21 protein-coding genes are annotated in these 26,207 nt (G+C 62.8%); 11 read left to right on the top strand and 10 right to left on the bottom strand.

Going from position 1 to position 26,207, the window contains the following annotated elements:
* Window positions 1-68: 68 nt before the first annotated feature.
* The 4 genes from ACLEJU_RS12115 (at window position 69) to ACLEJU_RS12100 (ending at window position 5,143) form a co-directional block, all read left to right on the top strand.
* Window positions 69-2,393, top strand: a complete 2,325-nt coding sequence (locus tag ACLEJU_RS12115; RefSeq protein WP_435424199.1) for a Tex family protein — start codon at window positions 69-71, stop codon at window positions 2,391-2,393.
* Entirely contained in the window at window positions 2,393-2,776 is a 384-nt protein-coding gene (locus ACLEJU_RS12110) for a PaaI family thioesterase (protein ID WP_435424200.1), read from the top strand. Before ACLEJU_RS12115 ends, ACLEJU_RS12110 begins: the two co-directional genes overlap by 1 nt.
* A gap of 154 nt (window positions 2,777-2,930) precedes the next feature.
* Entirely contained in the window at window positions 2,931-4,508 is a 1,578-nt protein-coding gene (gene gshA, locus ACLEJU_RS12105; protein ID WP_435424201.1) for a glutamate--cysteine ligase, read from the top strand.
* A complete protein-coding gene (locus ACLEJU_RS12100) occupies window positions 4,508-5,143 on the top strand; it encodes a TetR/AcrR family transcriptional regulator (RefSeq protein ID WP_435424202.1) in 636 nt (211 codons plus the stop codon). The genes gshA and ACLEJU_RS12100 overlap by 1 nt, the downstream gene beginning before the upstream one ends.
* Before the next feature lie 94 nt (window positions 5,144-5,237).
* Here ACLEJU_RS12100 and ACLEJU_RS12095 read toward each other — a convergent pair whose 3' ends face one another.
* The gene (locus ACLEJU_RS12095; RefSeq protein ID WP_435424203.1) at window positions 5,238-5,471 is read right to left on the bottom strand and encodes a hypothetical protein; all 234 of its coding nucleotides are present in this window, start codon (window positions 5,469-5,471) and stop codon (window positions 5,238-5,240) included.
* A gap of 12 nt (window positions 5,472-5,483) precedes the next feature.
* Here ACLEJU_RS12095 and ACLEJU_RS12090 point away from each other — a divergent pair, with 12 nt between their 5' ends.
* Window positions 5,484-10,721 (top strand): dermonecrotic toxin domain-containing protein, encoded by a 5,238-nt coding sequence (locus ACLEJU_RS12090; RefSeq protein ID WP_435424204.1) that lies wholly within the window; start codon window positions 5,484-5,486, stop codon window positions 10,719-10,721.
* Between the two features lie 43 nt (window positions 10,722-10,764).
* Here the strand turns inward: ACLEJU_RS12090 and ACLEJU_RS12085 are convergent, their stop codons facing one another.
* The 7 genes from ACLEJU_RS12085 to ACLEJU_RS12055 form a co-directional block, all read right to left on the bottom strand.
* Window positions 10,765-10,980: a TOBE domain-containing protein gene (locus ACLEJU_RS12085; protein ID WP_008095172.1), complete on the bottom strand. Its 216-nt coding sequence runs from the start codon at window positions 10,978-10,980 to the stop codon at window positions 10,765-10,767.
* Window positions 10,981-11,023: 43 nt separating this feature from the next.
* Window positions 11,024-11,836, bottom strand: coding sequence for an aliphatic sulfonates ABC transporter ATP-binding protein (gene ssuB, locus ACLEJU_RS12080; protein WP_435424205.1), 813 nt, complete (start codon window positions 11,834-11,836; stop codon window positions 11,024-11,026).
* A complete protein-coding gene (gene ssuC, locus ACLEJU_RS12075) occupies window positions 11,833-12,630 on the bottom strand; it encodes an aliphatic sulfonate ABC transporter permease SsuC (protein ID WP_159412850.1) in 798 nt (265 codons plus the stop codon). The genes ssuB and ssuC overlap by 4 nt, the downstream gene beginning before the upstream one ends.
* Window positions 12,631-12,640: 10 nt before the next feature.
* Entirely contained in the window at window positions 12,641-13,789 is a 1,149-nt protein-coding gene (gene ssuD, locus ACLEJU_RS12070; protein ID WP_435424206.1) for an FMNH2-dependent alkanesulfonate monooxygenase, read from the bottom strand.
* Window positions 13,790-13,848: 59 nt separating this feature from the next.
* A complete protein-coding gene (locus tag ACLEJU_RS12065) occupies window positions 13,849-14,814 on the bottom strand; it encodes a sulfonate ABC transporter substrate-binding protein (protein ID WP_435424207.1) in 966 nt (321 codons plus the stop codon).
* Between the two features lie 281 nt (window positions 14,815-15,095).
* Window positions 15,096-15,734: a peroxiredoxin gene (locus ACLEJU_RS12060; RefSeq protein ID WP_027917624.1), complete on the bottom strand. Its 639-nt coding sequence runs from the start codon at window positions 15,732-15,734 to the stop codon at window positions 15,096-15,098.
* A gap of 163 nt (window positions 15,735-15,897) precedes the next feature.
* Window positions 15,898-17,229, bottom strand: a complete 1,332-nt coding sequence (locus ACLEJU_RS12055) for an OprD family outer membrane porin (protein WP_435424208.1) — start codon at window positions 17,227-17,229, stop codon at window positions 15,898-15,900.
* A gap of 500 nt (window positions 17,230-17,729) precedes the next feature.
* Here ACLEJU_RS12055 and tauA point away from each other — a divergent pair, with 500 nt between their 5' ends.
* Genes tauA through tauD form a run of 4 tightly spaced genes read left to right on the top strand, consistent with a single transcriptional unit; the run spans window position 17,730 to window position 21,233 of the window.
* On the top strand, window positions 17,730-18,701 hold the full coding sequence (tauA, locus tag ACLEJU_RS12050) for a taurine ABC transporter substrate-binding protein (RefSeq protein ID WP_435424209.1): 972 nt from the start codon (window positions 17,730-17,732) through the stop codon (window positions 18,699-18,701).
* A gap of 24 nt (window positions 18,702-18,725) precedes the next feature.
* Entirely contained in the window at window positions 18,726-19,514 is a 789-nt protein-coding gene (tauB, locus tag ACLEJU_RS12045; RefSeq protein ID WP_435424210.1) for a taurine ABC transporter ATP-binding subunit, read from the top strand.
* The gene (gene tauC, locus ACLEJU_RS12040; RefSeq protein ID WP_435424211.1) at window positions 19,511-20,350 is read left to right on the top strand and encodes a taurine ABC transporter permease TauC; all 840 of its coding nucleotides are present in this window, start codon (window positions 19,511-19,513) and stop codon (window positions 20,348-20,350) included. Before tauB ends, tauC begins: the two co-directional genes overlap by 4 nt.
* Window positions 20,351-20,399: 49 nt before the next feature.
* Window positions 20,400-21,233 (top strand): taurine dioxygenase, encoded by an 834-nt coding sequence (tauD, locus tag ACLEJU_RS12035; RefSeq protein ID WP_435424212.1) that lies wholly within the window; start codon window positions 20,400-20,402, stop codon window positions 21,231-21,233.
* A gap of 133 nt (window positions 21,234-21,366) precedes the next feature.
* Here the strand turns inward: tauD and betT are convergent, their stop codons facing one another.
* Both betT and epsC read right to left on the bottom strand, forming a co-directional pair.
* Window positions 21,367-23,328, bottom strand: coding sequence for a choline transporter BetT (gene betT / locus ACLEJU_RS12030; RefSeq protein ID WP_400724092.1), 1,962 nt, complete (start codon window positions 23,326-23,328; stop codon window positions 21,367-21,369).
* A gap of 212 nt (window positions 23,329-23,540) precedes the next feature.
* On the bottom strand, window positions 23,541-24,473 hold the full coding sequence (gene epsC, locus ACLEJU_RS12025; protein WP_435424213.1) for a serine O-acetyltransferase EpsC: 933 nt from the start codon (window positions 24,471-24,473) through the stop codon (window positions 23,541-23,543).
* Window positions 24,474-24,746: 273 nt separating this feature from the next.
* Here epsC and tcyJ point away from each other — a divergent pair, with 273 nt between their 5' ends.
* Window positions 24,747-25,541, top strand: coding sequence for a cystine ABC transporter substrate-binding protein (gene tcyJ / locus ACLEJU_RS12020; protein ID WP_103448575.1), 795 nt, complete (start codon window positions 24,747-24,749; stop codon window positions 25,539-25,541).
* Complete coding sequence (gene tcyL, locus ACLEJU_RS12015) at window positions 25,538-26,206, top strand: cystine ABC transporter permease (RefSeq protein ID WP_060507574.1); 669 nt, start codon at window positions 25,538-25,540, stop codon at window positions 26,204-26,206. The genes tcyJ and tcyL overlap by 4 nt, the downstream gene beginning before the upstream one ends.
* Window position 26,207 lies beyond the last annotated feature (1 nt).

Here is a 26,207-nt window from a genome sequence, read left to right as displayed (position 1 = left end):
TTCATCCAGCGCCACCGGGCCAAAGGCCCACCGGCGACCCCCGTATTCACAAATGTCAGGTGGTTTACATGGACAGCATCAACAGCCGTATCGCCGAGGAACTGGGCGTACGCCCCCAGCAGGTCGAGGCGGCCGTGGGCCTGTTGGACGAAGGCTCGACCGTGCCTTTCATCGCCCGTTACCGCAAGGAAGTGACCGGTAGCCTCGACGACACCCAGCTGCGCCACCTGGAAGAGCGCCTGCGCTACCTGCGCGAACTTGACGAGCGCCGCGCCAGCATCCTGTCCAGCATCGAGGAACAAGGCAAGCTGACCCCGGAGCTGGCCCGCGAGATCAAGCTTGCCGACACCAAGACCCGCCTCGAAGACCTCTACCTGCCGTACAAGCAGAAGCGCCGCACCAAGGGCCAGATCGCCCTGGAAGCCGGCCTCGGCGAGCTGGCTGACGGCCTGTTCAACGACCCGAACCTGGCCCCGGAAAGCGAAGCTGCGCGCTTCGTCGATGCCGGGAAAGGCGTGGCCGACGTCAAGGCCGCACTGGAAGGCGCCAAGTACATCCTCATGGAGCGCTTCGCCGAAGACGCCGCCCTGCTCGACAAGCTGCGCAACTTCCTCAAGCAGGAGGCGGTACTCAGCGCCCGCGTGGTCGCCGGCAAGGAAGAAGAAGGCGCCAAGTTCCGCGACTACTTCGCCCATGACGAGCTGCTGCGCACTGCCCCTTCGCACCGCGCCCTGGCGATCTTCCGCGGGCGCAACGAAGGCGTGCTGAGCGCCTCGCTCAAGGTCGGCGAAGAACTGCCTGGCACCCTGCACCCGTGCGAACTGATGATCAGCAACCACGTCGGCATCGAAAACCGCAGCCGGCCGGCCGACAAATGGTTGGGCGAGGTGGTGCGCTGGACCTGGAAAGTCAAGCTCTACACCCACCTGGAAACCGACCTGTTCGGCGAGCTGCGCGACAACGCCGAAGGCGAGGCGATCAACGTCTTCGCCCACAACCTGCACGACCTGCTGCTGGCCGCCCCGGCCGGCCCGCGCGCCACCCTGGGCTTCGACCCGGGCCTGCGCACCGGCTGCAAGATCGCCGTGGTCGATGCTACCGGCAAGCTGCTGGACCACACCACGGTCTACCCGCACGCGCCGAAGAACGACTGGGACCGCACCATTTCCATCATGGCCGCACTGTGCGCCAAGCATTCGGTGGAGTTGATCGCCATCGGCAACGGCACCGCCAGCCGCGAGAGCGACAAGCTGGTGGCCGAGCTGGTCAAGAAGTATCCGGCGCTGAAGATCACCAAGATCATGGTCTCCGAGGCAGGTGCGTCGGTGTACTCGGCGTCTGAACTGGCCGCCCGCGAATTCCCGGACCTGGACGTATCGATCCGTGGTGCCGTGTCGATTGCCCGGCGCCTGCAGGACCCGCTGGCCGAACTGGTGAAGATCGACCCGAAATCCATCGGGGTCGGCCAGTACCAGCACGACGTTTCGCAAATCAAGCTGGCCCGTGGCCTGGACGCCGTGGTCGAGGACTGCGTGAACGCCGTGGGCGTCGACGTGAACACTGCTTCGGTGGCGCTGCTAACCCGTATTTCGGGCCTGAACGCGACCCTGGCGCAGAACATCGTCGCCCACCGCGACGCCAACGGCCCGTTCGCTACCCGTGCAGCACTGAAAAAGGTCAGCCGCCTGGGCGAGAAAACCTTCGAACAGGCCGCCGGCTTCCTCCGTGTGATGAACGGCGACAACCCGCTCGACGCCTCCGCCGTGCACCCTGAGGCCTACCCGCTGGTACAACGCATCGCCGCCGGCACCGACCGCGACATCCGCTCGCTGATCGGCGACAGCGGTTTCCTCAAGCGCCTGGACCCGAAAAAGTTCACCGACGAGACCTTCGGCCTGCCGACCGTCACCGACATCCTCCAGGAACTGGACAAGCCCGGCCGTGACCCACGCCCGGAGTTCAAGACCGCCACCTTCCAGGACGGCGTCGAGGACCTCAAGGACCTGGAGCCGGGCATGATCCTCGAAGGCGTGGTGACCAACGTCACCAACTTCGGTGCCTTCGTCGACATCGGCGTGCACCAGGACGGCCTGGTGCACATCTCGGCGCTGTCGGAGAAGTTCGTCAAGGACCCGCGTGAAGCGGTCAAGGCCGGCGACGTGGTCAAGGTCAAGGTCATGGAAGTGGACATCCCGCGCAAGCGGGTCGGCCTGTCCATGCGCATGAGCGACACCCCGGGCGAGAAAGTTGAAGGCAACCGTGGCGGTAACCGTGGTAACGGCGGCAACCGCCAGCAGCAGGCGCCACGTCAGCGTGAAACAGCCACTGCAGCCCCGGCCAACAACGCCATGGCCGCCTTGTTCGCCAACGCCAAGCAGCTGAAGAAGAAGTGATGGACATCCCCAAGGACTTGGTCCAAAGCGCCTACAGCCAGCTCCTTGGCTGCCGCGTGCAACGCCTGGACACAGGCGTTGCCGAGGTAGCCCTGGCGCTCGAGCCGCACCTGCGCAACCGTGGCCAGAAGCTACACGGCGGGGCGATCTTCAGCCTGGTGGACATCGCCATGGGCCTGGCCTGCTCGGCCAGCCACGGCTTCGACCAGCAGAGCGTGACCATCGAATGCAAGATCAACTACATGCGCGCCGTCAGCGACGGTGACGTGCTGTGCACCGCCCGAGTGCTGCACGCCGGGCGCCGTACCCTGGTGGTCGACGCCGACGTAGTTCAAGGCGACAAACTGGTGGCGAAAGCGCAAGGAACCTTCGCGGTTCTCTAGCTCACCAAGGGGTATCTGCGGTATTTTTCGGCAGTGCGCTGGCACTGCCGGAACCGCGTAAACCAGGCGACAACGCCAGTTCCTTTCTTCCTACCCTTGTAGACCGTCATCTCTACCCCCATATTGGGGCGACTGACGCGTGAAGGAATACATCTTGAGCGACCTCCTCAACCGCCGCCTGAGCCTGCTCGGCGCCAATCTTCCCCTGCTCAAGCAGTGCCTGCACGGTATTGAGCGCGAATGCCTGCGCGTGACCGACGAAGGTCGCCTGGCCCAGACCCCGCACCCGGAAGCACTGGGATCGGCGCTGACCAACGAGCAGATCACCACCGACTACTCCGAGTCGCTGCTGGAGTTCATCACCCCGGCCCTGCCTGACCCGGCCAAGGTGCTCGAAAGCCTCGAACAGACCCACCGCTTCGTCTACAGCAAGCTCGGCGACGAATACCTGTGGAGCCCGTCGATGCCCTGCACGCTGCCGGCCGAGGAGGACATCCCGATCGCCGAGTACGGCACCTCGAACATCGGCAAGCTCAAGCACGTCTACCGCAAGGGCCTGGCCCTGCGTTACGGCCGCACCATGCAGTGCATCGCCGGTATCCATTACAACTTCTCACTGCCTGAAGCGCTGTGGCCACTGCTGCGCGATGCCGAAGGTGGCGAGGAAAGCGACCGCGACTACCAGTCCTCGGCGTACATCGCGCTGATCCGCAACTTCCGCCGCTACAGCTGGCTGCTGATGTACCTGTTCGGCGCCTCGCCGGCACTGGACAAGGGCTTCCTGCGTGGCCGCCCGCACCAGCTCGACGAGCTGGATGCCGAAACCCTGTACCTGCCGTACGCCACCAGCCTGCGCATGAGCGACCTGGGCTACCAGAGCAATGCCCAGGCCGGCCTCACGCCGTGCTACAACAACCTCGCCAGCTACACCGACAGCCTGCGCAAGGCCGTAGGCACGCCCTACCCGCCTTACGTCGAGGTCGGTACCCACGTGGATGGCGAATGGGTGCAGTTGAACACCAACATCCTGCAGATCGAGAACGAGTACTACTCGAACATCCGCCCGAAACGCGTCACCTACACCGGCGAGCGGCCAATCCAGGCGTTGACCTCGCGCGGTGTGCAGTACGTCGAAGTGCGCTGCCTGGACATCAACCCGTTCCTGCCGGTAGGCATCGACCTGACCGAGGCACGCTTCCTCGACGCGTTCCTGTTGTTCTGCGCCCTCGAAGAGAGCCCGCAGCTGGACAACGGCGAGTGCGGCCAGTGCACCAGCAACTTCCTTACCGTGGTCAAGGAAGGCCGTCGCCCGGGCCTGGAACTGCAGCGCAACGGCCAGCCCGTCGGCCTGCGCGAGTGGGCTACCGATCTGATCGGCCGCATCGGCCAGCTGGCGACGTTGCTCGACAGCGCCCAGGGCGGCGGCGAACACGCCAAGGCTCTCGCCAGCCAGCAGGCCAAGGTCGATGACGCCTCGCTGACCCCGTCGGCCCAGGTGCTGGCGCGCATGACCGAACACGATGAAACCTTCGTCCAGTTCTCCCTGCGCCAGAGCCGCCTGCATGCCGAGACCTTCCGCGAGCAACCGCTGTCGGTCGAGCAGCAACAGGCCTTCGAGACCTTGGCGCGCGAATCGCTCGCCAAGCAGTCCGAGCTGGAACAAGAAGAAGTCGGTGACTTCGACCTGTTCGTTGGCGCCTACCAGGCCAGTATCCTGGCGATCAGCAACTGATGAGCCGCACTGCCACCCCACGCAAGCCCCGCGCCAGCAGCCAGGCCAGGATCGAAGCGATCCTGGCGGCCGCGCGCGAGCTGTTGGCGGAACAAGGGGTGGCAGCCCTGTCGATCTACAGCGTGGCCGAGCGGGCACAGATTCCGCCTTCGTCGGTCTATCACTTCTTTGCCAGCGTTCCGGCCTTGCTGGAAGCGTTGACCGCTGATGTGCACCGGGCGTTTCGCGAGGCTTTGAGTGCGCCGATCGACAGCAGTGCCTTCACCACCTGGCACCAACTGTCGCGGCTGATCGAGCAACGCATGCTCGACATCTACCGCGAGGATGCCGCGGCTCGACAGCTGATACTTGCCCAGCATGGTCTGAGTGAAGTGGTCCAGGCCGACAGGCTGCACGACATGGAACTGGGCGACCTGATGCACAGCCTGTTCAGTCGTCACTTCCAGTTGCCGGCAATGCCGGACGATGTCGATGTCTTTGCCTTGGCCATGGAGCTGAGCGACCGCGTCTATGCGCGCTCGATGCAGCTGTTCGAACAGATCACGCCGCGCATGGCGGAAGAAGGCATGCGGGTGTTTGAGGCGTATCTGGCGCTCTATCTGCCACCCTTCCTGCCAAGACGCATCCCCGCCTGAGCAGAAATACCTACCACCGGGCGTAACACAATGATCGTTTCAATGAGGCTTCAGCGTAAGCGCAACCTCAGAGAGACTTTTGTTCATGCCCCCTTCAAAAGCACCCCTTGCCGTCACCCTCGAAACGCTCGACCTGGCCGGCCGTGTCAGCCACGACCATCAACTGCCAGGTATGGGCAACCTGCTTGTAGCCGCTCGGCAAGCCTTGGCCCCAGCTGCCAGGCAGCTGCGAACCCTGTTGAGCCAGGCGCCCGACCTGCAGCAGACCGTACGCACCGCATTGCAGGCGAACCTGCAGATCTCGCCTGACGCCTGCGGCTTGCGCCATGGCGATAGCCAGGTGACCTTGCTGACCTTCGCCACCCGCTTGCTGGCTAGCCCGGTGTTCGCCAATCCCTTTGCCGATTGGTCTACCTGGGGTTTCGACGAAGGGTCAGCACACGCGCAAACGACTGCCGCACAATTGGCCAGCCACCTCAGTCCGGTAGTGAACGCGGCGAAGCTGCACACGCCCCTCAACTACTGGGGAGAACGAATGCCGGGGAAAGACGTTTCACGGCAAACACACGCAGTGAGACTGCTACGTCAGCATTTCAACAGCAGCCTGGACATTGCATACGGCCGGGGTGCACTGAGCACCAGCAGCTGGCAGCAAGGCCGGCAATCATCACCACGCCATGCGCAGTTGCAATGGCGATTGGCGACTGGCAGAAAACTGACCAGCACGGCTGCGCTGTTGATCGCCCCCGCGTCCGGCCAGGCGCACTGGCTGATCTATATTCCGGGCACCCTGAACAGTGTGCAGCAATTCGCCAACGTTGAGAGTCTGCGCGACTGGATCTACCAAAATCGCTACAGATTCTGGTCGGACCCGAGGGATCCGATAACGGCCGGCACCCGCGACGACGTTCTGGTCACCGAGGTTCAAGGCGATGGCATCAGACTGATCATGGATCAGACCTTGCGCCAGCATCAGGAAATCACTGATCACTTCCTGCTCGAGGCCTGCATGGAAAGTGAAACCGATCCCTTGGACTGGACCGCCCTGCAAGCTTGGGAAAACGAGCGTGGCGAAATTGTTCCAAAGGCTCTGGACCCTACCGTCGAAGCAGCCATCGATGAAGTGATCACCAAAGATGCTGCACTGCCGGAAGAGGAAGTACACTTTGCCTGTTTGGAGCAACACTTGCCCACAGGCTGGCGCCAACTGCTAGTCGAGCGCCAGGAAACGCTGCTGGAACAGTATCTGGGCAGTGACCTGAAACTCACTTCAGACAAGGTATCGCTGTTACGAGAGCGTCAGGCGTTGCTCGACCAGCTGCAGGACACGCATGACACATTACTGCTGGAGTTGCCCGATCCAGTAACCAATACCGGCCTGCAGCAGCGCGTGGGTGAAGTAACACGGATAGAACGGATCGCCGACGGGCTATGCCAGGCTTTGCTGAAAGAAGCTCGTCTGCAGCATACTTTGGGTGATCTGTCCGCCAACCATCTGGACTGGGTTGAAAGGCTCGTCGAAAGGCCTGAAGCAAGCCTGCAACGCCTAGTGCAAGCCAGCACACTGGAGCTGGTCAGCGTAAATCGCAAGTGGCAGCTGCGTGGCTACATGGCGTTTCGCGCCATCCCGATGGATGACGAGGAGACAGAAGACCAAACGGTGCTGCTGTACAGGCCAGGCCTGCGTGGCGGACTGATGGCGTTCGAAGACGAATCAGCGCTTGCCAGGCGATTGCGTGCCACGCTTCACGGCGCATGGCCCGATGCGCTGCTGGAGTCGACGCAGCCAGCCGATGAAATGCAGATCCTGCAAGCATTGTCCGACTCGCCTTCGGTGACCTTCACCCACGTTACCGTTTCGTCGCATTTCATGCAGCACTGCGTGCAAGCCATTGCAGCCGGCTTGCCTGCCGATACCAGCCGGGAGCAAGCCCGGCAGCGCCTGTGCATAAGCGAGAACCGCGCCAGGGCGATAGCCTTGGCACGCTTTGCCGAACAGAACCGCAGCAGCCACATCCACGGGCGATTGAGTGCGTTGCGCCACCTTGACGCAAACCAGCTCACCACGCTGAGGACCCAGACAGACGCACTGAAAGATGCGCTGCGTGCCTCCACCGAGCTGCTCAATCTGAGCTTGCCATCACGCAAGCAATTTGCGCAGCGCAGGTTGAATGCCCATCTACGCCGTGAATTTGCCCAGCAGACAATACCGCACATTACCCTCGATATCGCCGACAGCGTGACCGTGAGGCGCGAAGTGACGGGCCAATCGGCGACTGGCGGAGCTGGATCCCGAGAAGTGCCCGTATTCAGCACGTCGCGTAGCGAAGTCACACTGGCGTCTTTCATGTTATGGGCATTGGATGATGAGCGGCGCCTGCGTTTGAACAATGCCAACGTCAGGTTCGAGCCAGCGGTTGATCCCTCTCTGCAACGCACACTGACGCCTGCCTACCTGGCCAACCTTATCCAGCAGCTGGATATCGCCGGCAGCTACGAGAATCGCATTACGCAAACGTATCTGGGCTTTGAACACGAGTCCGACTGGCAAGTGCAATGGCGCCAGGAAACCCTTCGCACCCCGTACGAAATTCGCCTGCAACTGCTAGTGACGAGCCGACCGACCAACCTGGCAGCCGACGGCCAGCAGCTTTTGGAAACGTTCTGCAGCGAACAGCTCGACGCCGTTACCACCAGAACGATCAAATACCATTCGGTGATGCTCAAGCCAGGCACGGCGGCAGATGGCTCCAGCGACAGCGTCGGGCTTTCGGGCATCTACCTGATCAAGGGCGCTGCTGGCCCCGTGCTACTGTACATGCCCGATGTGCCAAACGGCAAAATCATCAGCCAGTACCCAAGCCCTACCGCTGCCTGCCAGGCACTGCAGGACATGGCACTGGACAGCAAGATGGCTCGATACCTGGCCAGCCAGTCCCAATCGGGTAACCCTGATCACCTTGAAAGCTACATCAACACCGCTCTGCAACAAAACTTCCGGGGCTTCATCGAGCCAGGCCCAACACATTACGAGCCCTTGCCTACATACGAGTGCCGCCAGGAGATGGGCGAGCACATACGCAACCACCGCGCCACGTCACGCAGCCAGGCCGACCTGGCCCTCGCCGAGCCTGAAGTTGCCATTCGGCACTTGTTTCTGGGTTTGAGAATAGCGTTCGGCATCTTGCCAGGCGTCGGTACGGCCATGGCACTGTACGATGGTTGGCATGCAACATACGCTGCGGTCAGGGCCTTCGGGCAAGGCCGGCTCGAAGAGAGCCTTCAGCATCTGGTCAGCCTGCTGCAGTCATTGACCGACGCCATGATCTCGCTCGTGCCGCTGGCAGCCACCTCCGGCAACCCTGCAGTAGCGGCCCGTCTGCTGACCCAACAACGACAGCGCATTGACCCGCTGCGACCGTTGCCCGCGATTCGCAAGGCGCCCCCCAGCCCGTTCGTGGGCTACGAGGCAGAGTTGCCAACCGGCCCCATGCTGCCCTCGACGCTGCCGCAAGGGGCGGGCGTGTTCGAACACGTGGCAACGCGGCAGCGCTACATATCGAGGAACGGCGCCTGGTACACCGTCGAGTGGGACCCGGCATATCTCACCTGGAGGCTCAAACCCCAGGGTACTCGCTCCTATCGTCAACCCGTACGGCTGAGTGAACAGGGAATCTGGGAAACCCCCGGCAGGCTCAGCGGGCTGCTGGTCGACAATGGCCTGGAGGGCGGCGGCGGTGCCCTTACCACGCTCTACAACCACGGGGTTGCCTACTGGCGTCAAGCCATTCGTCGACAACCACGACAACTGACCGGCATGGACCTCGCGCATGACATCAACGATGAGCTGATACGCATAAGAACCCGCATGGAAACCAGGCAAGCGGACTACCGCACGGCCTTGCAAGCCATCGCGGAAGGCGCTCAACCAAGCGACGCGCAACGCGCGGCGATCGTCAATGCACGCAAACAACTGAGCGACGAACTCAACCGGAGTATCGAATTCAACTTGCACAGCATGGTGCGCCTCAGGGAGCAACGTGCAACGCTGAGCAGGGCGGACTACAGCAGGTTCACGGCACTGTGCGAGGCGAACATCAGCGAGATGAGCGTGCTCGACATGCGGCTGGCATCTGGCCGCCTCAACCTGGCCGCGACCCAAGCGTCACTCGCGGCCGCCGCCATCCACGCCCTGCCCGCGCCCTCAGCCCCGGCTGCAGTGGTGAAGCCCCTGACCCTGGCCGCACTGAAGGCAAACCAGGAAATGATCGAAACCTTGCAGCAAATCGAGCGCCTTGCCATGCGTCACCAAGCCAGGCTCAATCACCTGCAGGGCAAAGCACGGGCCGACTACCTCGAGCTGGCAGAAAGTACAGGACTTACCCTGGACGTCGACAATGCACGCCTGGTTCGGGCCTCAATCCTCTCGACCACGTTATTCAACGAAAGCGCCGTGGAGCATCCCCTGTTGGGCTCGTTCATGGATCACTTCCATGAACAAGGCATTGCCTTGCGCAGTACCCTTTTCAGTCATTTGAAATTACCCAGGGCCGGGCTTTCCCGCCCTCAGGAGCGTACATTTCTGAGCAGCGCGCAAACCCGCTACGCTCGCTACCTGAGCCATCTCACGGCTTGGGAGGACAACTTCCACGACTTGCTGTCGCCTAACGAAACGCGTGCATTCCGGCAACTGATGCGCCAGTTCATGGACGACATTGAGGAACACCTCGGCAGGGCCACCGCCGGCCGACAACGCCCAGATATCCAACCCGATCGCGGCCCTAGCCGCCCACGCTTGTTCGAAACCGTGGAGGGGCCGCTTATCGGCGAAGCCTTCAGCGAGCAGGGGCAGCTGCGCATGCGCATCAATCGACCCCACTCCGACCGCCCGCACACGGTCTATGCCATGGACGAAGCCGGCCAATGGCGGTTATCCACAGCCGAACGCGCAGCACCCACGCAGTCCCTGTCGAACCTCGTGAACGCTGGCAACGCTCGACTGGCGGATGTCGCCAGGCAGCAGGCCAGGTTGCGCCGCTTTCAGACAGCCGATGCAATCCCTCTCGACCTGGAAGACATCGCCCAGGGGTATGCGCAACAGCTGCGCTTCATTGCTGACAGGATCCGCCAGAAGGCCGGGCTCTCGATCACCGCCGAGCACTCTGGCCTTTCGCAAAGACTGGAAGCTGCCGCCGAGCAGGTGCAAGACCTTGGCCGTCAGCTACGAATCGCCCAAACCAAGGCCACCCACAAACCGACCATCGGCTACCTGGAATACCTGGTTGAACAGCATGAGGTGGAAGTGGCCTGGTCTCGTACGTTGAAGCCGAAACTGGACAACAAGGGCAGGCCGATCGAATACCTGGAGGAATACCGCATCGATGACCTGGGTACGCGGCAGCCACTGTGGTATGCCCACTTCCACTTCCGGCAGAAACCGGCGCAGGGTTTCTCACGGCTGGAAGCGGGTCACCTGAAACTGGCCAGTGAGCGCGACCTGGGCACAGGCGCCTGGCGGGGAAGCATGAGCGAAACGCAAGCCAGCCGACTGTTCGCCAACCTGCGACCGGCCAACTGAGTTGGCATCCCCCTGGGCGGCACAGCCGCCCAGAGACGAGTGCTTACAGCTTGGCAATGGAAACTTCAGTCGATTTCACGAAGGCGATCACTTCGCTGCCCACCTGCAGTTCCAGCTCTTTCACGGAGCGGGTAGTAATCACCGAAGTGACGATACCGGAGGCCGTCTGCACGTCGATTTCCGACAGTACCGGGCCTTCGAGGATTTCTTTCACGGTGCCTTTGAACTGGTTGCGGACGTTGATGGCTTTGATGGTCATGGCTTGACTCCTTCTCTATGGCTTCAGTCTGGTCAGTGGTCATTCAGTGCGCCCAGCGCAATTGCGTGGGCAAAGGGGCTACAGGGTCCGGCTCAGGCGCAGAGCCCGGGGTCGACAGAACACGGTTGAGCACTTCGCTTTCCAGCGCAGCCAGGCGATGCGAACCACGCGCCCTGGGCCGAGCCAGGTCGACAGTGAGGTCCAGGCCGACTTCGCCGTCCTCGATCAGGATTACCCGGTCAGCGACGGCCACCGCCTCGTTGACGTCGTGGGTCACCAGCAGCACGGTAAAACCGTGCTGACGCCACAGGCGTTCGATCAGTTGCTGCATCTCGATGCGCGTCAGCGCATCCAGCGCACCCAGCGGCTCATCCAGCAGCAGCAGGCGCGGTTGGTGGATCAAGGCGCGGGCCAGGGCCACGCGCTGCTTCTGGCCACCGGACAACGCCGCCGGCCATTCATTGGCGCGATCGGCCAGGCCAACCGCCTCCAGGGCATCCAGCGCACGCTGGCGCCAGTCACCGCGCAGGCCCAGGCCGACGTTGTCGATCACCTTCTTCCAGGGCAGCAGGCGTGCGTCCTGGAACATCAGGCGGGTCTCCTCGCGGGCCTCGCTCAGCGGTGCGGCGCCGGCCAGCAACTCGCCGGAGGTCGGCTGGTCGAGCCCCGCCAGCAGGCGTAGCAAGGTGCTCTTGCCGCAACCACTGCGGCCGACGATGGCGACGAACTGGCCGGCCGGAATGTGCAGGTCGATGCCTTTCAACACGTCCCGCTGGCCGAAGGCCTTGCGCAGGCCGTTGGCGGCCAGCGGGATACCACGCAGCAGGCGTGGCGGCTGTTCCTTGAGCACGGTCATGCGCCCTCCTTCTTCGCAACCTGGTAGGCCGGGTGCCAGCGCAGCCACACCCGTTCCAGGCCGCGGGCGGCGAGGTCGGCGAGCTTGCCGAGTACGGCGTACAGGACGATGGCCAGCACCACGACGTCGGTTTGCAGGAATTCACGCGCGTTCATGGCCAGGTAACCGATGCCGGCGTTGGCCGAAATGGTCTCGGCAACGATCAGCGTCAGCCACATGAAACCCAGGGCGAAACGCACCCCGACCAGGATCGAAGGCAACGCCCCGGGCAAGATCACCTGGCGGAACAGGCCGAAGCCGGACAGGCCATAGCTGCGGGCCATCTCCACCAGTGCCGGGTCGACATTGCGGATGCCGTGGTAGGTATTCAGGTAGATAGGGAACAGCGTGCCCAGCGCGACCAGGAAGATCTTTGCCGACTCGTCGATACCGAACCACAGGATCACCAGCGGGATCAGCGCCAGGTGCGGCACGTTGCGGATCATCTGCACCGAGCTGTCGAGCAGGCGTTCGCCCCAGTTCGACAAGCCGGTGATGAAGCCCAGCACCAGGCCGATGCTGCCGCCGATCACGAAGCCCAGCCCGGCTCGCCAGCCACTGATGGCCAGGTGGGTCCAGATTTCGCCGCTGCGCACCAGTTCGACGCCAGCACTGACCACCGCGCTCGGCGCAGGCAGGATGCGGGTCGACAGCCAGCCGGCGCTGACCGCCAGTTGCCAGGCCGCCAGCAGCAGCACCGGCAGCGCCCATGGCGCCAGGCGCTGGCTCAAGGTGGTAGAGGTTGCACGACTCATGGCCCGGCCCTCAGCTCTGCGCGACGGACTTGGGCAGAATGTCGTTGGCGACCATCTCGCCGAACGGGCTCACGTAGCCACCAGTCTTGGCCTGCTCCGGGCGTTGCACATCGATGTGCGGGAACAGCAGTTCGGCTACCCGATACGACTCCTCCAGGTGTGGATAACCGGAGAAGATGAAGGTATCGATACCCAGCTCGGCGTATTCCTTGACCCGTGCCGCCACGGTCGGGCCATCGCCGACCAGCGCGGTGCCGGCACCGCCACGCACCAGGCCGACACCGGCCCAGAGGTTGGGGCTGACTTCCAGGTTGTCGCGGTTGCCCTTGTGCAGGGCTGCCATGCGCTGCTGGCCGACCGAGTCGAAACGCGCCAGCGAGGCCTGGGCACGGGCAATGGTGTCGTCGTCCAGGTGCGAGATCAGTTTGTCGGCGGCAGCCCAGGCTTCTTCGTTGGTCTCCCGCACGATCACATGCAGGCGGATGCCGAAGCGTACTTCGCGGCCCTGGGCGGCAGCTTTCTCACGTACCTGGGCGATCTTCTCGGCCACGGCGCTCGGTGGCTCGCCCCAGGTCAGGTACAGCTCGACCTGCTCAGCCGCGAGGTCCTGGGCCGCTTCCGACGAACCACCAAAGTACAGCGGTGGACGCGGTTGCTGGATCGGTGGGTAGAGCAGCTTGGCACCCTTCACCTGGATGTGCTTGCCGTCGTAGTCGACGTTCTCGCCTTCCAGCACCTTGCGCCAGATGCGGGTGAACTCGACCGAGGCTTCGTAGCGTTCCTGGTGATTCAGGTGCAGCCCGTCACCGGCCAGCTCGTCCGGGTCGCCACCGGTCACCAGGTTGAACAGCGCACGTCCGTTGGACAACCGGTCGAGAGTCGCGGCCTGGCGTGCGGCCACGGTCGGCGAAATGATGCCTGGGCGCAGGGCCACCAGGAACTTCAGGCGCTGGGTCACCGGAATCAGTGACGCTGCCACCAGCCAGGAGTCCTCGCAGGAACGCCCGGTAGGGATTAGCACACCTCCGAAACCCAGGCGGTCGGCGGCCTGGGCGATCTGCTGCAGGTAACCATGATCGACCGCGCGCGCGCCGTCGGAAGTGCCCAGGTACTTGCCGTCACCGTGGGTAGGGAGGAACCAGAATATGTTAAGGCTCATTGGAGTTGTCTCCTCAAGGGTGGCTCAGCCGGGGCGGCGCCCCGACGCAGGCGAATCAATCAAGGCGCAGTGGCGACCTTGGCCGGGGGTGTCCAGATCACGTCCTTGATGCTCAGCGGCTTGGGAATCAGCTTGAGCGCCTGGAAGGTGTCGGCGATCTTCTGTTGCGCGGCCACCACTTGCGGGGTGAGCGGCTGGGCACCGTAGCCTTGGCGCTTGACCGAGGTCAGGGTGATGTCGGCAGGCAGGCCGAGCAGTGGCGCGACCTGGTCGGTGACTTCCTGCGGGTTGGCCTGGGACCACTGGCCCACGGCACGCACTTCGTCGATCAGGGTGCTGATCACCGCCGGGTGCTGGGTGGCGTAGTTGCGGGTGGCCAGGTAGAACTGGTGGTTGTCGACCAGGTCCTTGCCGTCACGCAGGGTACGGGCCTGCAACTGTTGCTCGGCGGCGGCCTGGTACGGGTCCCAGATCACCCAGGCATCGACACTGCCACGCTCGAAGGCGGCGCGGGCATCGGCAGGTGGCAGATAGACAGGCTGGATGTCGCTGTACGTGAGGCCGGCGTCTTGCAGGGCGCGGACCAGCAGGTAGTGAACGTTGGAGCCTTTGTTGAAGGCTACTTTCTTGCCTTTGAGCTCTTTCACCGACTGGATCGTCGAGCCTTTCGGCACGAGGATGGCTTCGCTGTGCGGTGCTGGCGGCTCGTAGGCCACGTAGAGCAGGTCGGCGCCAGCGGCTTGGGCGAACACGGGCGGTGTCTCGCCGGTGACACCGAAGTCGATCGAGCCGACGTTCAGCCCTTCGAGCAGCTGCGGGCCGCCAGGGAACTCGGTCCACTGCACTTGCACGCCCTGCTCGGCCAGGCGCTTCTCCAGCGTGCCCTTGGCCTTGAGCAGCACCAAGGTGCCGTATTTCTGATAACCGATACGCAGGCTTTCGGCCTGGGCTTGGGTGATGACGCCGAAGGACACAGCCGCCGCAAACAGGGCGACCAGACCACGACGCAAGAAGACTGTGCGCATGGCGCTCTCCTGTGCGATTAGGTTCGGGTTGCACCTGCTTGCCTCGTTGGCGGGCGAGTAAGGTGGTGGAGCGATGGCTCGGCCGGTCAGTGGTCTCGGCGTTGCCTGGTGTTCTGTTGGAGTGACATTACCAGCCCGTTCATATATCTAGAAATCATATTTATTTATTTGTTTATTCCATTTTTGACTATTTCATTCAGCATTTCGCAGGCATAAAAAAGGGCCGTCGAAACGGCCCGAAAATCCCTGCTATGGCTAAGAGCAATGCAACGAGGAATTCATCAGCGATTTGGTTGCGGGGTCAGCCGCAGATACGGTTTCACCGCTCGATAACCTTTCGGGAAGCGCTGCTTGATCTCGTCTTCGTCCTTCAGCGAAGGCACGATCACCACCTCGTCGCCGTCCTGCCAGTTACCTGGCGTGGCGACCTTGTGGTTGTCGGTGAGCTGCAGCGAGTCGATCACACGCAGGATTTCGTTGAAGTTGCGCCCGGTACTGGCCGGATAGGTAATGGTCAGGCGCACCTTCTTGTTCGGGTCGATGACGAACAGCGAGCGCACGGTGAGGGTGTCGCTGGCGTTGGGGTGAATCAGGTCGTACAGATCGGATACCTTGCGGTCGGCGTCGGCGATGATCGGGAAGTTGACCACGGTGTTCTGGGTCTCGTTGATATCCTCGATCCACTTATGGTGCGAGTCGACCGGGTCGACCGACAGGGCGATGGCCTTCACGCCGCGCTTGGCAAAGTCTTCCTTGAGCTTGGCAGTCAGGCCCAGTTCGGTGGTGCACACCGGGGTGAAGTCTGCCGGGTGGGAGAACAGCACACCCCAGCTGCTGCCCAGCCATTCGTGAAAGCGGATCTTGCCTTCGCTGGATTCCTGCTCGAAGTCCGGGGCGATGTCGCCGAGTTTGAGGCTCATGGGGTGCGGCTCCTGTGCTGTGTTCTGGCGTGTGGGTTCAATGTGCCTGCAATCGATGAGAAACAAAAAGAATAAATAAAGATTTATTTATAACTTTTAAACATACGAAAACGCGGCCACAAAAAAGCCTCGCACTAAGCGAGGCTTTCTGTGTGGCTACGATTTACAGGAAGCTGTAAGTGTAGTTCACGATGAAGCGAGCCTGGTCCTGGTCGGCACTGGCTTCGTTGCTGCCACCACGGTAGACGCCCTGGCGCAGGCTGAAGCCCAGGCCTTTGAGGGTGCCTTGCTGAATGGTGTAGTCGATGCGTGCGTCACGTTCCCACTCGTTGTAGGTGCCGTGGCCGCTCTTGTAACGAATGTCGTCACCGCGCAGGTAGGCAACCGAAGCCTTCAGGCCTGGAACGCCCAGCGAGGCGAAGTCATAGGAGTACTGACCGAAGTTGGTGTTCTCGCCAGCACGGGCGAACTGATTGATCATGCTGTCGGTGAACAGGTAGAAGCTGGAACCGCCGGCACCTTCGGGACGGTTATTGCCATCAACCACGTTACCCTGGTTCAGCCAAACGAAACCGCCGTCATCGCTGACTTGCTGACGACCGAGCATCAGCGCATGGCCACCGAGGGTATAGGTGAACATGGCAGACCAGGTCTTGTTGTCTACCTTGCCAGTGTTCTTGGCATAGCCACCGTTGTTGTTGAAGTTGTAGCCGCCGCCATGACCGTTGTTGCCATCGCTGCTGCTGTCGAAGTAGCGCAGGTCGGTCTTGAACGACTGGTCGTCAGCGATCTTGAACACGTGAGTCGCGCCCAGGAAGTGCTGCTTGTAGAAGTCTTCCAGGTTCGAGTAGTAGTACTGCAGGGTCAGGTCTGGAGTGAGCTTGTAGTCCAGGCCACCGAAGCGGAACTTGTTGCTGTCGGCAGTAGCGCCAGCAACGGACAGACCGGTGCGGTTGCTCGAAGCACGGCCCATGGCGTGGGTCAGCTGACCGGCGTTGACGGTCAGGTTGTCGATTTCCTTCGACTGGATGGTGCCACCTTCGAAGGTCTGCGGCAGCAGACGACCGTCGTTGGAGACCAGGATCGGCAGGTTTGGCGCCAGGGCGCTACCGAAGTGAACTTCGGTCTTCGAGAAGCGGGCCTTGGCGTTGGCGCCGAAGCGTGCCCACTGGTCTACCGCCGAACCGTCGCTGTCGCTAGGGAAGAAGGTGCCGACATCAGGGTGCTTGCCACGGCCGCCGTCCAGGTGAATACCCCACAGGGCCTGGGCGTCAACACCGAAGCCTACGGTGCCTGGAGTGAAACCGGAGATGTAGTCGAGCTTGAAGCCCTGACCCGACTCACGGTTGTCGGCACCGCCATCGCGGTTGTCGTTGTTGAAGTACATGGTGCGCGAGCTCAGCGACAGTTTGCTGTCTTCAACGAAACCGGCGGCACCTGCTGCTTGGGCGAAAACCCCCACTGCCACGGCCAGAGCCAGGCTGGACTTGTACATGTTTTGCTCCTCTACGTTCTAATTCTTGTGTATCTCTGGCGGCAGGATCTGTTGCCCCGCTCAACCGTGGATGGGCGATTAGCCCCAAAGCGTGACCATTTAGTCAATCGTTTCTAAACGTTTCTCGACTTTGGTCTAAGAAGCCCCCTGCGCTACAGGATAATGACAATCCTATAAATCCAAAATGACCGTTTTATGAATTTGTAAGATTTTTACGGAATATGGTACGAACCTTTACTGCGAAAAGTTGTATCGGCGCCGTCAATCATACCTTTAGGTTATTTGCAAACGTTTGCCGACCAGCAACCGGTCACATCCCCTTACGAAGGGAAAAAAGACTAGCAGCGGATCGCCGTTGCGCCAGGTGGCTTTTCCGGCTATGGCCTTCGTTAAAGCGTTTGGCTCCTAAGCTAATTCTAAAAAGTTATTTATTTTCTATTTCTTAGATCATTTAGCCTTCTCGCCATCCAGTACATCCATTGCCTGACGAGAGGTTCACCATGATCCCGCATGCTCCGCTGCGCCTGTTCGCCGCCCTGACCCTCGCCAGCGCCAGCTGGATGGCCCAGGCTGCCGACCTCACCGTTGCCTACCAGACCACCGTCGACCCGGCCAAGGTGGCCCAGGTTGATGGCAACTACGAAAAAGCCAGCAAGGCAAGCATCGACTGGCGCAAGTTCGATAACGGCGCGGACGTGATCACCGCCGTGGCCAGCGGCGACGTGCAGATCGGCTACCTCGGCTCCAGCCCGCTGGCTGCCGCAGCAACCCGCAAGCTGCCGGTCGAGACCTTCCTCATCGCCACCCAGATCGGTGCCGGCGAGGCCCTGGTCGCCCGCGACAGCATAAAGACTCCACAGGATCTGGTCGGCAAGAAAGTCGCCGTGCCGTTCGTTTCCACTGGCCACTACAGCCTGCTGGCCGCGCTGAAAAGCTGGAACATCGACCCGTCCAAAGTGCAGATCCTCAACCTCGCGCCACCGGCGATCATCGCCGCCTGGAAGCGCGGTGACATCGACGCCACCTACGTCTGGGACCCGGCCCTGGGCGTGGCCAAGGAAAACGGCAAGGTGCTGATCACCTCGGGCGAGCTGGCCGAAAAAGGCGCACCGACCTTCGATGCCTGGATCGTGCGCAAGGACTTCGCCACCAAACACCCAGAGGTGGTCAAGGCCTTCGCCAAGGTCACCCTCGACGCATACGCCGACTACCGCAAGGACCCTCAAGCCTGGCTGGCCAACCCGGACAACGTCGCCAAGCTGGCCAAGCTGTCCGGCGCCAAGCCTACGGATATCCCGGCGCTGCTGCAGGGCAACGTCTACCCGCTGGCCGCCGACCAGACCCGGGAACTGGGTGCACCCACCACCCAGGCGCTGACCGACACGGCCACCTTCCTCAAGCAGCAAGGCAAGGTCGACGCGGTGCTGCCGGACTACTCGCCGTACGTCAGCGCACAGTACATCCCCAACTAAGACTGCAACCGTACGGAGCCTGCCATGGCCTTGCTCGAACTGGAGCGCATCAGCGCACAGTACCCCGGCGCCACCGCCCCGGTGCTGGCCGACATCAACCTGAGCCTGGGGCCGCGCCAGCTGCTGGTGGCCCTGGGGCCATCCGGCAGTGGCAAGACCTCGCTGCTGAACCTGATCGCCGGCTTCGTCGCCCCGAGCAGCGGGCGCATCACCCTCGACGGCACGCCGGTACAGGGCCCAGGGGCCGAGCGTGGCGTGGTGTTCCAGGATGATGCCCTGCTGCCTTGGCAGAACGTGCTGGGCAATGTCGCCTTTGGCCTGGAGCTGGCCGGTGTGCCACGCGAACGGCGTGAGGCCAAGGCCCGCGAGATGCTGGCCCTGGTCGACCTCGACGGCTTCGGCGAGCGGCGCATCTGGCAACTGTCTGGTGGCCAGAAGCAGCGCGTGGGCCTGGCCCGCGCGCTGGCCGCCGACCCGCGGGTGCTGCTGATGGACGAACCGTTCGGCGCCCTTGATGCCTTCACCCGCGAGCAGATGCAGGAGCTGCTGCTGCAGGTCTGGCAACGCACCGCCAAACCGGTGTTCCTGATCACCCACGACATCGAAGAAGCGGTGTTCCTCGCCAGCGAGCTGGTGCTGCTGGCCCCCAACCCCGGCCGCGTGGTCGAGCGCCTGCAACTGGACTTCGGCCAACGCTACGCCGCTGGCGAGTCGGCCCGGGCGATCAAGTCCGACCCACGCTTCATCGAAACCCGCGAGCATGTGCTGGCCCGCGTGTTCTCTCAACGCCAAAGCCTGCAGGAGCGCGCATGAGCAGCCTGGATCTGCCGGTCGCCGGCAAACACGACAATCAAACCCGGCCCGCCCCCCAGGCCCGCCGCCCATTGTCTACCCGCTGGATCAGCGCCCTGACTCTGGCCAGCCTGCTGCTCGCCTGGTGGCTGGTGACGGCCGCCGGCTGGATCGAACCGCTATTCCTGCCCTCGCCCGGCGACATCCTGGCCAAGGCCTGGACCCTGCTCACCCAGGGCTACATGGACGCCAGCCTGTGGCAGCACCTGGGCGCCAGCCTGGGCCGTATCGGCCTGGCCCTGGTCGCCGCGACCCTGACCGCCATCCCGGTCGGCATCGCCATCGGCTACAACCGTGTGGCCCGTGGCATCTTCGACCCGCTGATCGAGTTCTACCGGCCGATCCCGCCGCTGGCCTACCTGCCGCTGATCGTCATCTGGTGCGGCATCGGTGAGCTGTCCAAGGTGCTGCTGATCTACCTGGCGATTTTCGCCCCGATTGCCATCGCCACCGCAACCGGCGTGCGCACCGTAGACCCTGCCAAGCTGCGTGCGGCGCAGTCGCTGGGCGCGACCAAGGCGCAGCTGATCCGCCACGTGATCTTGCCCAGCGCCCTGCCCGACATCGTGACCGGCATCCGCATTGGCCTGGGCGTCGGCTGGTCGACTCTGGTCGCCGCCGAGCTGATCGCCGCCACCAGCGGCCTGGGCTTCATGGTGCAGTCAGCGGCGCAGTTTTTGGTAACCGACGTTGTGGTGCTGGGCATCCTGCTGATCGCCCTCATCGCCTTCGCCCTGGAAATGGGCCTGCGTGCCCTGCAACGCAAGCTGGTGCCCTGGCACGGGCAGAGCCACTGAATTCCTGTTGACCACGCCAGCAGCCTGGCGCCTGATTGAAGAGACCGACATGAGCCTGACTATCACTCCCCTCAGCCCGGCGCTCGGCGCACAGATCAGCGGCGTGGACATCAGCCGCGACATCACCGCCGAACAGCGCGATGCCATCGAGCAGGCGCTGCTCCAGCACCAGGTACTGTTCTTCCGCGACCAACCGATCAACCCGGAGCAACAGGCACGCTTCGCCGCCCGCTTCGGCGACCTGCACATCCACCCGATCTACCCCAACGTGCCAGAGACGCCGCAGGTACTGATCCTCGACACAGCAGTCACCGACGTACGCGACAACGCCGTATGGCACACTGACGTGACCTTCCTGCCAACCCCGGCGCTGGGCGCGGTGCTCAGCGCCAAGCAGCTGCCGGCCTATGGCGGCGACACCTTGTGGGCCAGCGGTATCGCTGCGTTCGAAGCCTTGTCGGCGCCGCTGCGCGAGATGCTCGATGGCCTGACCGCCACCCACGACTTCACCAAGTCGTTCCCGCTGGAGCGCTTCGGCACCACGGCCGAAGACCTTGCGCGCTGGGAAGCGACCCGGCGCAACAACCCGCCACTGTCGCACCCGGTGGTGCGCACGCATCCGGTGAGCGGGCGCAAGGCGTTGTTCGTCAATGAAGGTTTCACCACGCGCATCAATGAGCTGAGCGAGCTGGAGAGCGAGGCGCTGCTGAAGCTGCTGTTCGCCCATGCGACGCGGCCGGAGTTCAGCATTCGCTGGCGTTGGCAGGAGAATGACGTGGCGTTCTGGGACAATCGCGTGACCCAGCATTTTGCAGTGGATGATTACCGGCCGAATCGGCGGGTGATGCATCGGGCGACCATTCTTGGGGATGCGCCGTTTTGACGGGCAGCTGGGAGGCCTTCGGCCTCCTTTCCGACCGGTCCGGCGCCCCGGCAAGGCCGCTCCTACAGAAGATCGCGATCCCCTGTAGGAGCGGCCTCGTGTCGCGAAAGGGCCGTAAAGCGGCCCCGGCGATCTAACGGACCAGATGCAGAAACTGCATGTGCCGCTCGTACTGGTCGAGGATGTCGTTGATGATCTGCTCCTTGCTGTAGCCCACCAGGTCATAGTTCTGGCTGCCTTCACTCAGGTGCACCTCGGCCCGGTAGTAGCGGCGGTTCTTCAACTCCTGCGTGCCCAGCCCACCCAGCGCGAACGACGGCGTGAAGTAGCCACGCATCTGCACCTGGTAGATGAACGGCTGTTCCTCGCCATGGCCAACCTTCAGGCTGACGTTGTCATGGCTCGGGTCGTCCTGGGTCACCAGCACCAGGCCCTTCTGCTCGAACACCTCACGCACTTCGGCAATCGCCGGGCGCACCACGTCGTCCATGAAGCGGTACACCTCGTCCCGCGACGGGAAGTGCACGGCCTGGCTCAGGCGTTGACGCCAGCCACCACGGCCACGGCGTGACTGGGCGAACGGTGCCAGCGAGTGCATCTGCGCGATCTGCCGCTGGCTCTCCAGGTAGAAGGCCTTGTGCAGCCCCCACATCATGCATAGCAAGATCAGCGAGAACGGCAGCGAGGTCAGTACTACCGCCGACTTCAGCGAATCGATGCTGCCCGCGAACAACAAGCCGCTGGTGATCAGCGCAGTCATCGCGCCCCAGAAGATGCGCAACCAGTTCGGCCCGTCTTCATCTGCACCGCCGCCCTTGGCAGACAGGGTCGACAACACCACGGTGCCGGAGTCGGCCGAAGTGACGAAGAACACGAAGCTGATGAACACCGTCACGGCTATCACCGTCTTGCTCCACGGGTAGGTTTCCAGCAACAGGTACAGGCTCATCGACGGGTTGTCCAACGCCGACTGGCCGAGCGCGGTCATGCCGTGGTTGATCACCTGGTCCAGCGCGCTATTGCCGAAGATCGACATCCACGCCAGGGTGAAGCCCAGCGGGATCAGCAGCACACCGAAGACGAACTCACGGATGGTACGGCCACGCGAGATGCGCGCGATGAACAGGCCCACGAACGGTGCCCAGGCAATCCACCAGGCCCAGTAGAACACCGTCCAGCCACCCAGCCAGTCACGTTGCTCGCCATAGGCGTACACGTCGAAGCTCTTGCGCGGCAAGGCACCGAGGTAATCGCCGAGGTTCTGGATCAAGGTATTGAACAGGTGCTGGGTAGGCCCGGCGAACAGCACGAACAGCAGCAATGCGCAGGCCAGGAACAGGTTGATGTCGCTCATCACCCGCACGCCCTTTTCCACACCCGCAACGGCTACCGCCACCGCCGCGCCCATCATCAGCGCGATGAGGATCACCTGCACCCACTGGCTGTGGCTGATGCCGAACAGATAGTCGAGACCGGCGTTCAGGTGCAGCACTCCAAAGCCCATGTCGGCGCCCAGGCCGAACACCGTGGCGATGATGCCGAAGCCATCCACGGCATAGCCGATAGGGCCATTGATACGCTTGCCGATCAGCGGATACAGCGCTGAACGCAAGGCCAGCGGCAGGTTGTGCCGGTAGGCGAAGTAGGCCAGCGCCATGCCGACGAAGGCGAATACGCCCCAGCCATGCAGGCCCCAGTGCAGGAACAGGATCTCCATCGCCTGGCGCCCTGCCTCGGCTGTGCCCCCCTCACCCTGGGGCGGGGTGAGCATGTGGGTCAACGGCTCGGACACGCAGAAGAAGAACAGCGTGATGCTGATACCCGCGGCGAACAACATGCCGGCCCAGGACAAATAGCTGAACTCGGGCTCGTCGTGGTCGGCACCGAGCTTGATCTTGCCGTAGCCAGACAAGGCCGTGACCACCACGAACACCAGGTACAGGGTCATGGCCAGCATGTAGTACCAGCCGACCGTGTTGGCCGCCCAGTTCTGCGCAGCCAGCAGCCACTCGCCGGCAGCCTGCGGGAAGGCGATGACCACCAGGCCGAAGAGAAGAATGAAACTGGCCGCGAAGTAGAACACCGGCGGGTTCATGCGGATCTTGCCAGTGGCAAGGGATGGGGACGGTGCACTCATGAAACAGGCACCTCGTCGATCGACGTGAGGTTCGGAATGAACGGGTTCAGCAAAGGAATCCTCCTGTTGAACACCGGCAGCGGACCAGCGTTTTTCATTGAACAAGCGTTCAAGTTAAACATGGATCGGCTTTCAAAGCGAACCAGGGCGCCGATTGGCGCCCTGGTAACTCAGTTCTTGTCCTGGCAGTCCAGCTGCAGGTTGGCCTGGGTGATGTTGCTTTCGGCCGGCACGCTGCGGGTCAGCCAGACATTGCCGCCAATGGTCGAGCCCTTGCCGATGGTAATGCGCCCCAGGATGGTTGCCCCGGCATAGATCACCACGTCGTCCTCGACGATCGGATGGCGTGGCAGCCCCTTGTGCAGCGTCCCCGACTCATCGCTCGGGAAGCGCTTGGCGCCCAGGGTAACCGCCTGGTAGATGCGCACCCGCTCACCGATGATCGCGGTCTCGCCAATCACCACGCCGGTACCGTGATCGATGAAGAAGCTCTGGCCGATCTGCGCACCGGGGTGAATGTCGATACCGGTGGCCGAATGCGCCAGCTCCGAGCTGATCCGCGCCAGCAGCGGGAGGCCCGCCTTGTAAAGGTGGTGAGCCAGACGGTGGTGGATGACCGCCAGGATCCCCGGATAGCACAGCAGTACCTCGTCAACGCTACGCGCCGCTGGGTCGCCGTGATAGGCCGCGAGCACATCGGTATCAAGCAGCACCCGCAGCCCCGGCAAGGCCGCCGCGAAGTCCTGGATCAGGCGCAGGGCCTGGGCGTCGATGCCCTGCAGTTCCGTCCTGCTCTGGCGGGCGGCGTAACGCAGCTCCAGCCGAGCCTGCGCCAACAAGGCCGTCAACGCCGCGTCGAGGGTATGGCCAACGTAGAAGTCCTCGCTCTCTTCACGCAGGTCTACCGGGCCCAGGCGCATCGGGAACAGCGCCCCGCACAGCTGCTCGAGAATCTGCCGCATGGCCTCGCGCGAAGGCAGCTCGCGCCCGCCCTGTTCGCCACTGCTGCGGCCATTGCGGCTGCGCCATTGCTCGCGGGCACCGCGCAGGCCACTGACGATGCTGTGCAGTTGCCAATGCCCAGATGAAGGTTGTTCGCTCACGGTGTTCTCCTGCCGAAGGTGGCCAATCTGTCGTTATGCGATCCACTCTACGGCAAATCCGTCCCTTGGAAAAAACAACGCTTTATTCCATCCTGCGCTAAGTCGGGCATAAGCCGCGATGACGGCGGCAGCATCCTGGCCTACCCTCAAAGCAGCCAAAACCTGGCATAGATCAAAATGGAAATAAGAAAATAAGTTTTTATTATTTCCTGACCTATCGAGCCAACTCTATAGTCGCCACCCACTACTTCAACAACAAGCGCGGGCCCTGACATGTCGAAATTCGCCAAACCGCTTCTCAACGCCAGCCTGGCCATCCTGCTGGGCGCCGGACTGCTCGGCCAGGCCTTCGCCGGCGAGCAACTGAAGACCATCGAGGAAAAAGGCGTGATCAACGTCGGCCTCGAGGGCACCTACCCGCCGTTCAGCTTCCAGGATGAAAACGGCAAGCTGACCGGCTTCGAGGTCGAGCTGTCCGAGTTGCTGGCCAAGGAGCTGGGGGTCAAGGCCAAGATCCAGCCGACCAAATGGGACGGCATCCTCGCCGCGCTGGAATCCAAACGCCTGGACGTGGTGGTCAACCAGGTAACCATCTCCGAGGAGCGCAAGAAGAAGTACGACTTCTCCGAGCCCTACACCATCTCCGGCATCCAGGCGTTGGTCCTGAAGAAGAAGGCCGAGCAGCTGAACATCAAGAGCGCACAGGACCTGGCCGGCAAGAAGGTTGGCGTGGGCCTTGGCACCAACTACGAGCAATGGGTGAAGCAGGACGTGCCGAAGGCTGACGTGCGCACCTATGAAGACGACCCGAGCAAATTCGCCGACCTGCGCAACGGCCGCATCGACGCCATCCTGATCGACCGCCTGGCTGCGCTGGAATACGCCCAGAAGGCCAAGGACACGGAACTGGCTGGCGACGCCTTCTCGCGCCTGGAAAGCGGCGTGGCCCTGCGCAAAGGTGAGCCTGAGCTGCTGGCTGCAATCAACAAGGCTATCGACAAGCTCAAGGCCGACGGCACGCTGGCCAAGCTGTCGGAGAAATACTTCGGTGCCGATGTCACCAAATGATCGCTGAAAGCCTGCAACTCGTTGCCGACTCCACGCCCTTCCTGCTGAAGGGCGCGGGTTATACGGTGCTGCTCAGCGTTGGCGGCATGTTCTTCGGCCTGGTACTGGGCTTTGCCCTGGCACTGATGCGGCTGTCGAAGATCCTGCCGCTGAACTGGCTGGCACGCATCTACGTGTCGTTCTTCCGTGGCACACCGCTGCTGGTGCAGCTGTTCGTGATCTACTTCGGCATGCCGCAGATCGGCATCGAGCTCGACCCGATCCCGGCCTCGCTGATCGGCCTGTCGCTGAACATGGCGGCCTACATCTGCGAAATCCTGCGTGCGGCGATCTCCTCGATCGACCGTGGCCAGTGGGAAGCCGCAGCCAGCATCGGCATGACCCGTACCCAGGCCATGCGCCGGGCGATCCTGCCCCAGGCGCTGCGCACCGCGCTGCCACCACTGGGCAACAGCTTCATCTCGCTGGTCAAGGACACCGCCCTGGCAGCGACCATCCAGGTGCCCGAGCTGTTCCGCCAGGCGCAGCTGATTACCGCGCGCACCTTCGAAGTGTTCACCATGTACCTGGCCGTTGCCGTGATCTACTGGATCCTCTGCAGCATCCTCGCGCACTTCCAGAACCGCATGGAAGCGCGGGTCAACCAGCACGACCAGGAGCAATAAG

This window comes from Pseudomonas sp. SMN11 (genome assembly GCF_052041945.1).
Lineage (GTDB): Bacteria > Pseudomonadota > Gammaproteobacteria > Pseudomonadales > Pseudomonadaceae > Aquipseudomonas.
Note: the sequence above shows the minus strand (reverse complement) of the source record. Positions and strands in the feature narration are given on the sequence as shown.

What these genes read in the sequence shown, in the direction of transcription:
- ACLEJU_RS12095 (WP_435424203.1), bottom strand. Translation starts at nt 5,471, where the DNA reads ATGGCGCAAGCCGCAGGCGTCAGGCGAGATCTGCAGGTTCGCCTGCAA.
- tcyJ (WP_103448575.1), top strand. Translation starts at nt 24,747, where the DNA reads ATGTCGAAATTCGCCAAACCGCTTCTCAACGCCAGCCTGGCCATCCTG.
- tcyL (WP_060507574.1), top strand. Translation starts at nt 25,538, where the DNA reads ATGATCGCTGAAAGCCTGCAACTCGTTGCCGACTCCACGCCCTTCCTG.
- ACLEJU_RS12055 (WP_435424208.1), bottom strand. Translation starts at nt 17,229, where the DNA reads ATGTACAAGTCCAGCCTGGCTCTGGCCGTGGCAGTGGGGGTTTTCGCC.
- tauC (WP_435424211.1), top strand. Translation starts at nt 19,511, where the DNA reads ATGAGCAGCCTGGATCTGCCGGTCGCCGGCAAACACGACAATCAAACC.
- ACLEJU_RS12060 (WP_027917624.1), bottom strand. Translation starts at nt 15,734, where the DNA reads ATGAGCCTCAAACTCGGCGACATCGCCCCGGACTTCGAGCAGGAATCC.
- ssuC (WP_159412850.1), bottom strand. Translation starts at nt 12,630, where the DNA reads ATGAGTCGTGCAACCTCTACCACCTTGAGCCAGCGCCTGGCGCCATGG.
- ACLEJU_RS12110 (WP_435424200.1), top strand. Translation starts at nt 2,393, where the DNA reads ATGGACATCCCCAAGGACTTGGTCCAAAGCGCCTACAGCCAGCTCCTT.
- tauD (WP_435424212.1), top strand. Translation starts at nt 20,400, where the DNA reads ATGAGCCTGACTATCACTCCCCTCAGCCCGGCGCTCGGCGCACAGATC.
- betT (WP_400724092.1), bottom strand. Translation starts at nt 23,328, where the DNA reads ATGAACCCGCCGGTGTTCTACTTCGCGGCCAGTTTCATTCTTCTCTTC.
- tauA (WP_435424209.1), top strand. Translation starts at nt 17,730, where the DNA reads ATGATCCCGCATGCTCCGCTGCGCCTGTTCGCCGCCCTGACCCTCGCC.
- tauB (WP_435424210.1), top strand. Translation starts at nt 18,726, where the DNA reads ATGGCCTTGCTCGAACTGGAGCGCATCAGCGCACAGTACCCCGGCGCC.
- ssuD (WP_435424206.1), bottom strand. Translation starts at nt 13,789, where the DNA reads ATGAGCCTTAACATATTCTGGTTCCTCCCTACCCACGGTGACGGCAAG.
- ACLEJU_RS12100 (WP_435424202.1), top strand. Translation starts at nt 4,508, where the DNA reads ATGAGCCGCACTGCCACCCCACGCAAGCCCCGCGCCAGCAGCCAGGCC.
- ACLEJU_RS12065 (WP_435424207.1), bottom strand. Translation starts at nt 14,814, where the DNA reads ATGCGCACAGTCTTCTTGCGTCGTGGTCTGGTCGCCCTGTTTGCGGCG.
- ACLEJU_RS12115 (WP_435424199.1), top strand. Translation starts at nt 69, where the DNA reads ATGGACAGCATCAACAGCCGTATCGCCGAGGAACTGGGCGTACGCCCC.
- ssuB (WP_435424205.1), bottom strand. Translation starts at nt 11,836, where the DNA reads ATGACCGTGCTCAAGGAACAGCCGCCACGCCTGCTGCGTGGTATCCCG.
- ACLEJU_RS12085 (WP_008095172.1), bottom strand. Translation starts at nt 10,980, where the DNA reads ATGACCATCAAAGCCATCAACGTCCGCAACCAGTTCAAAGGCACCGTG.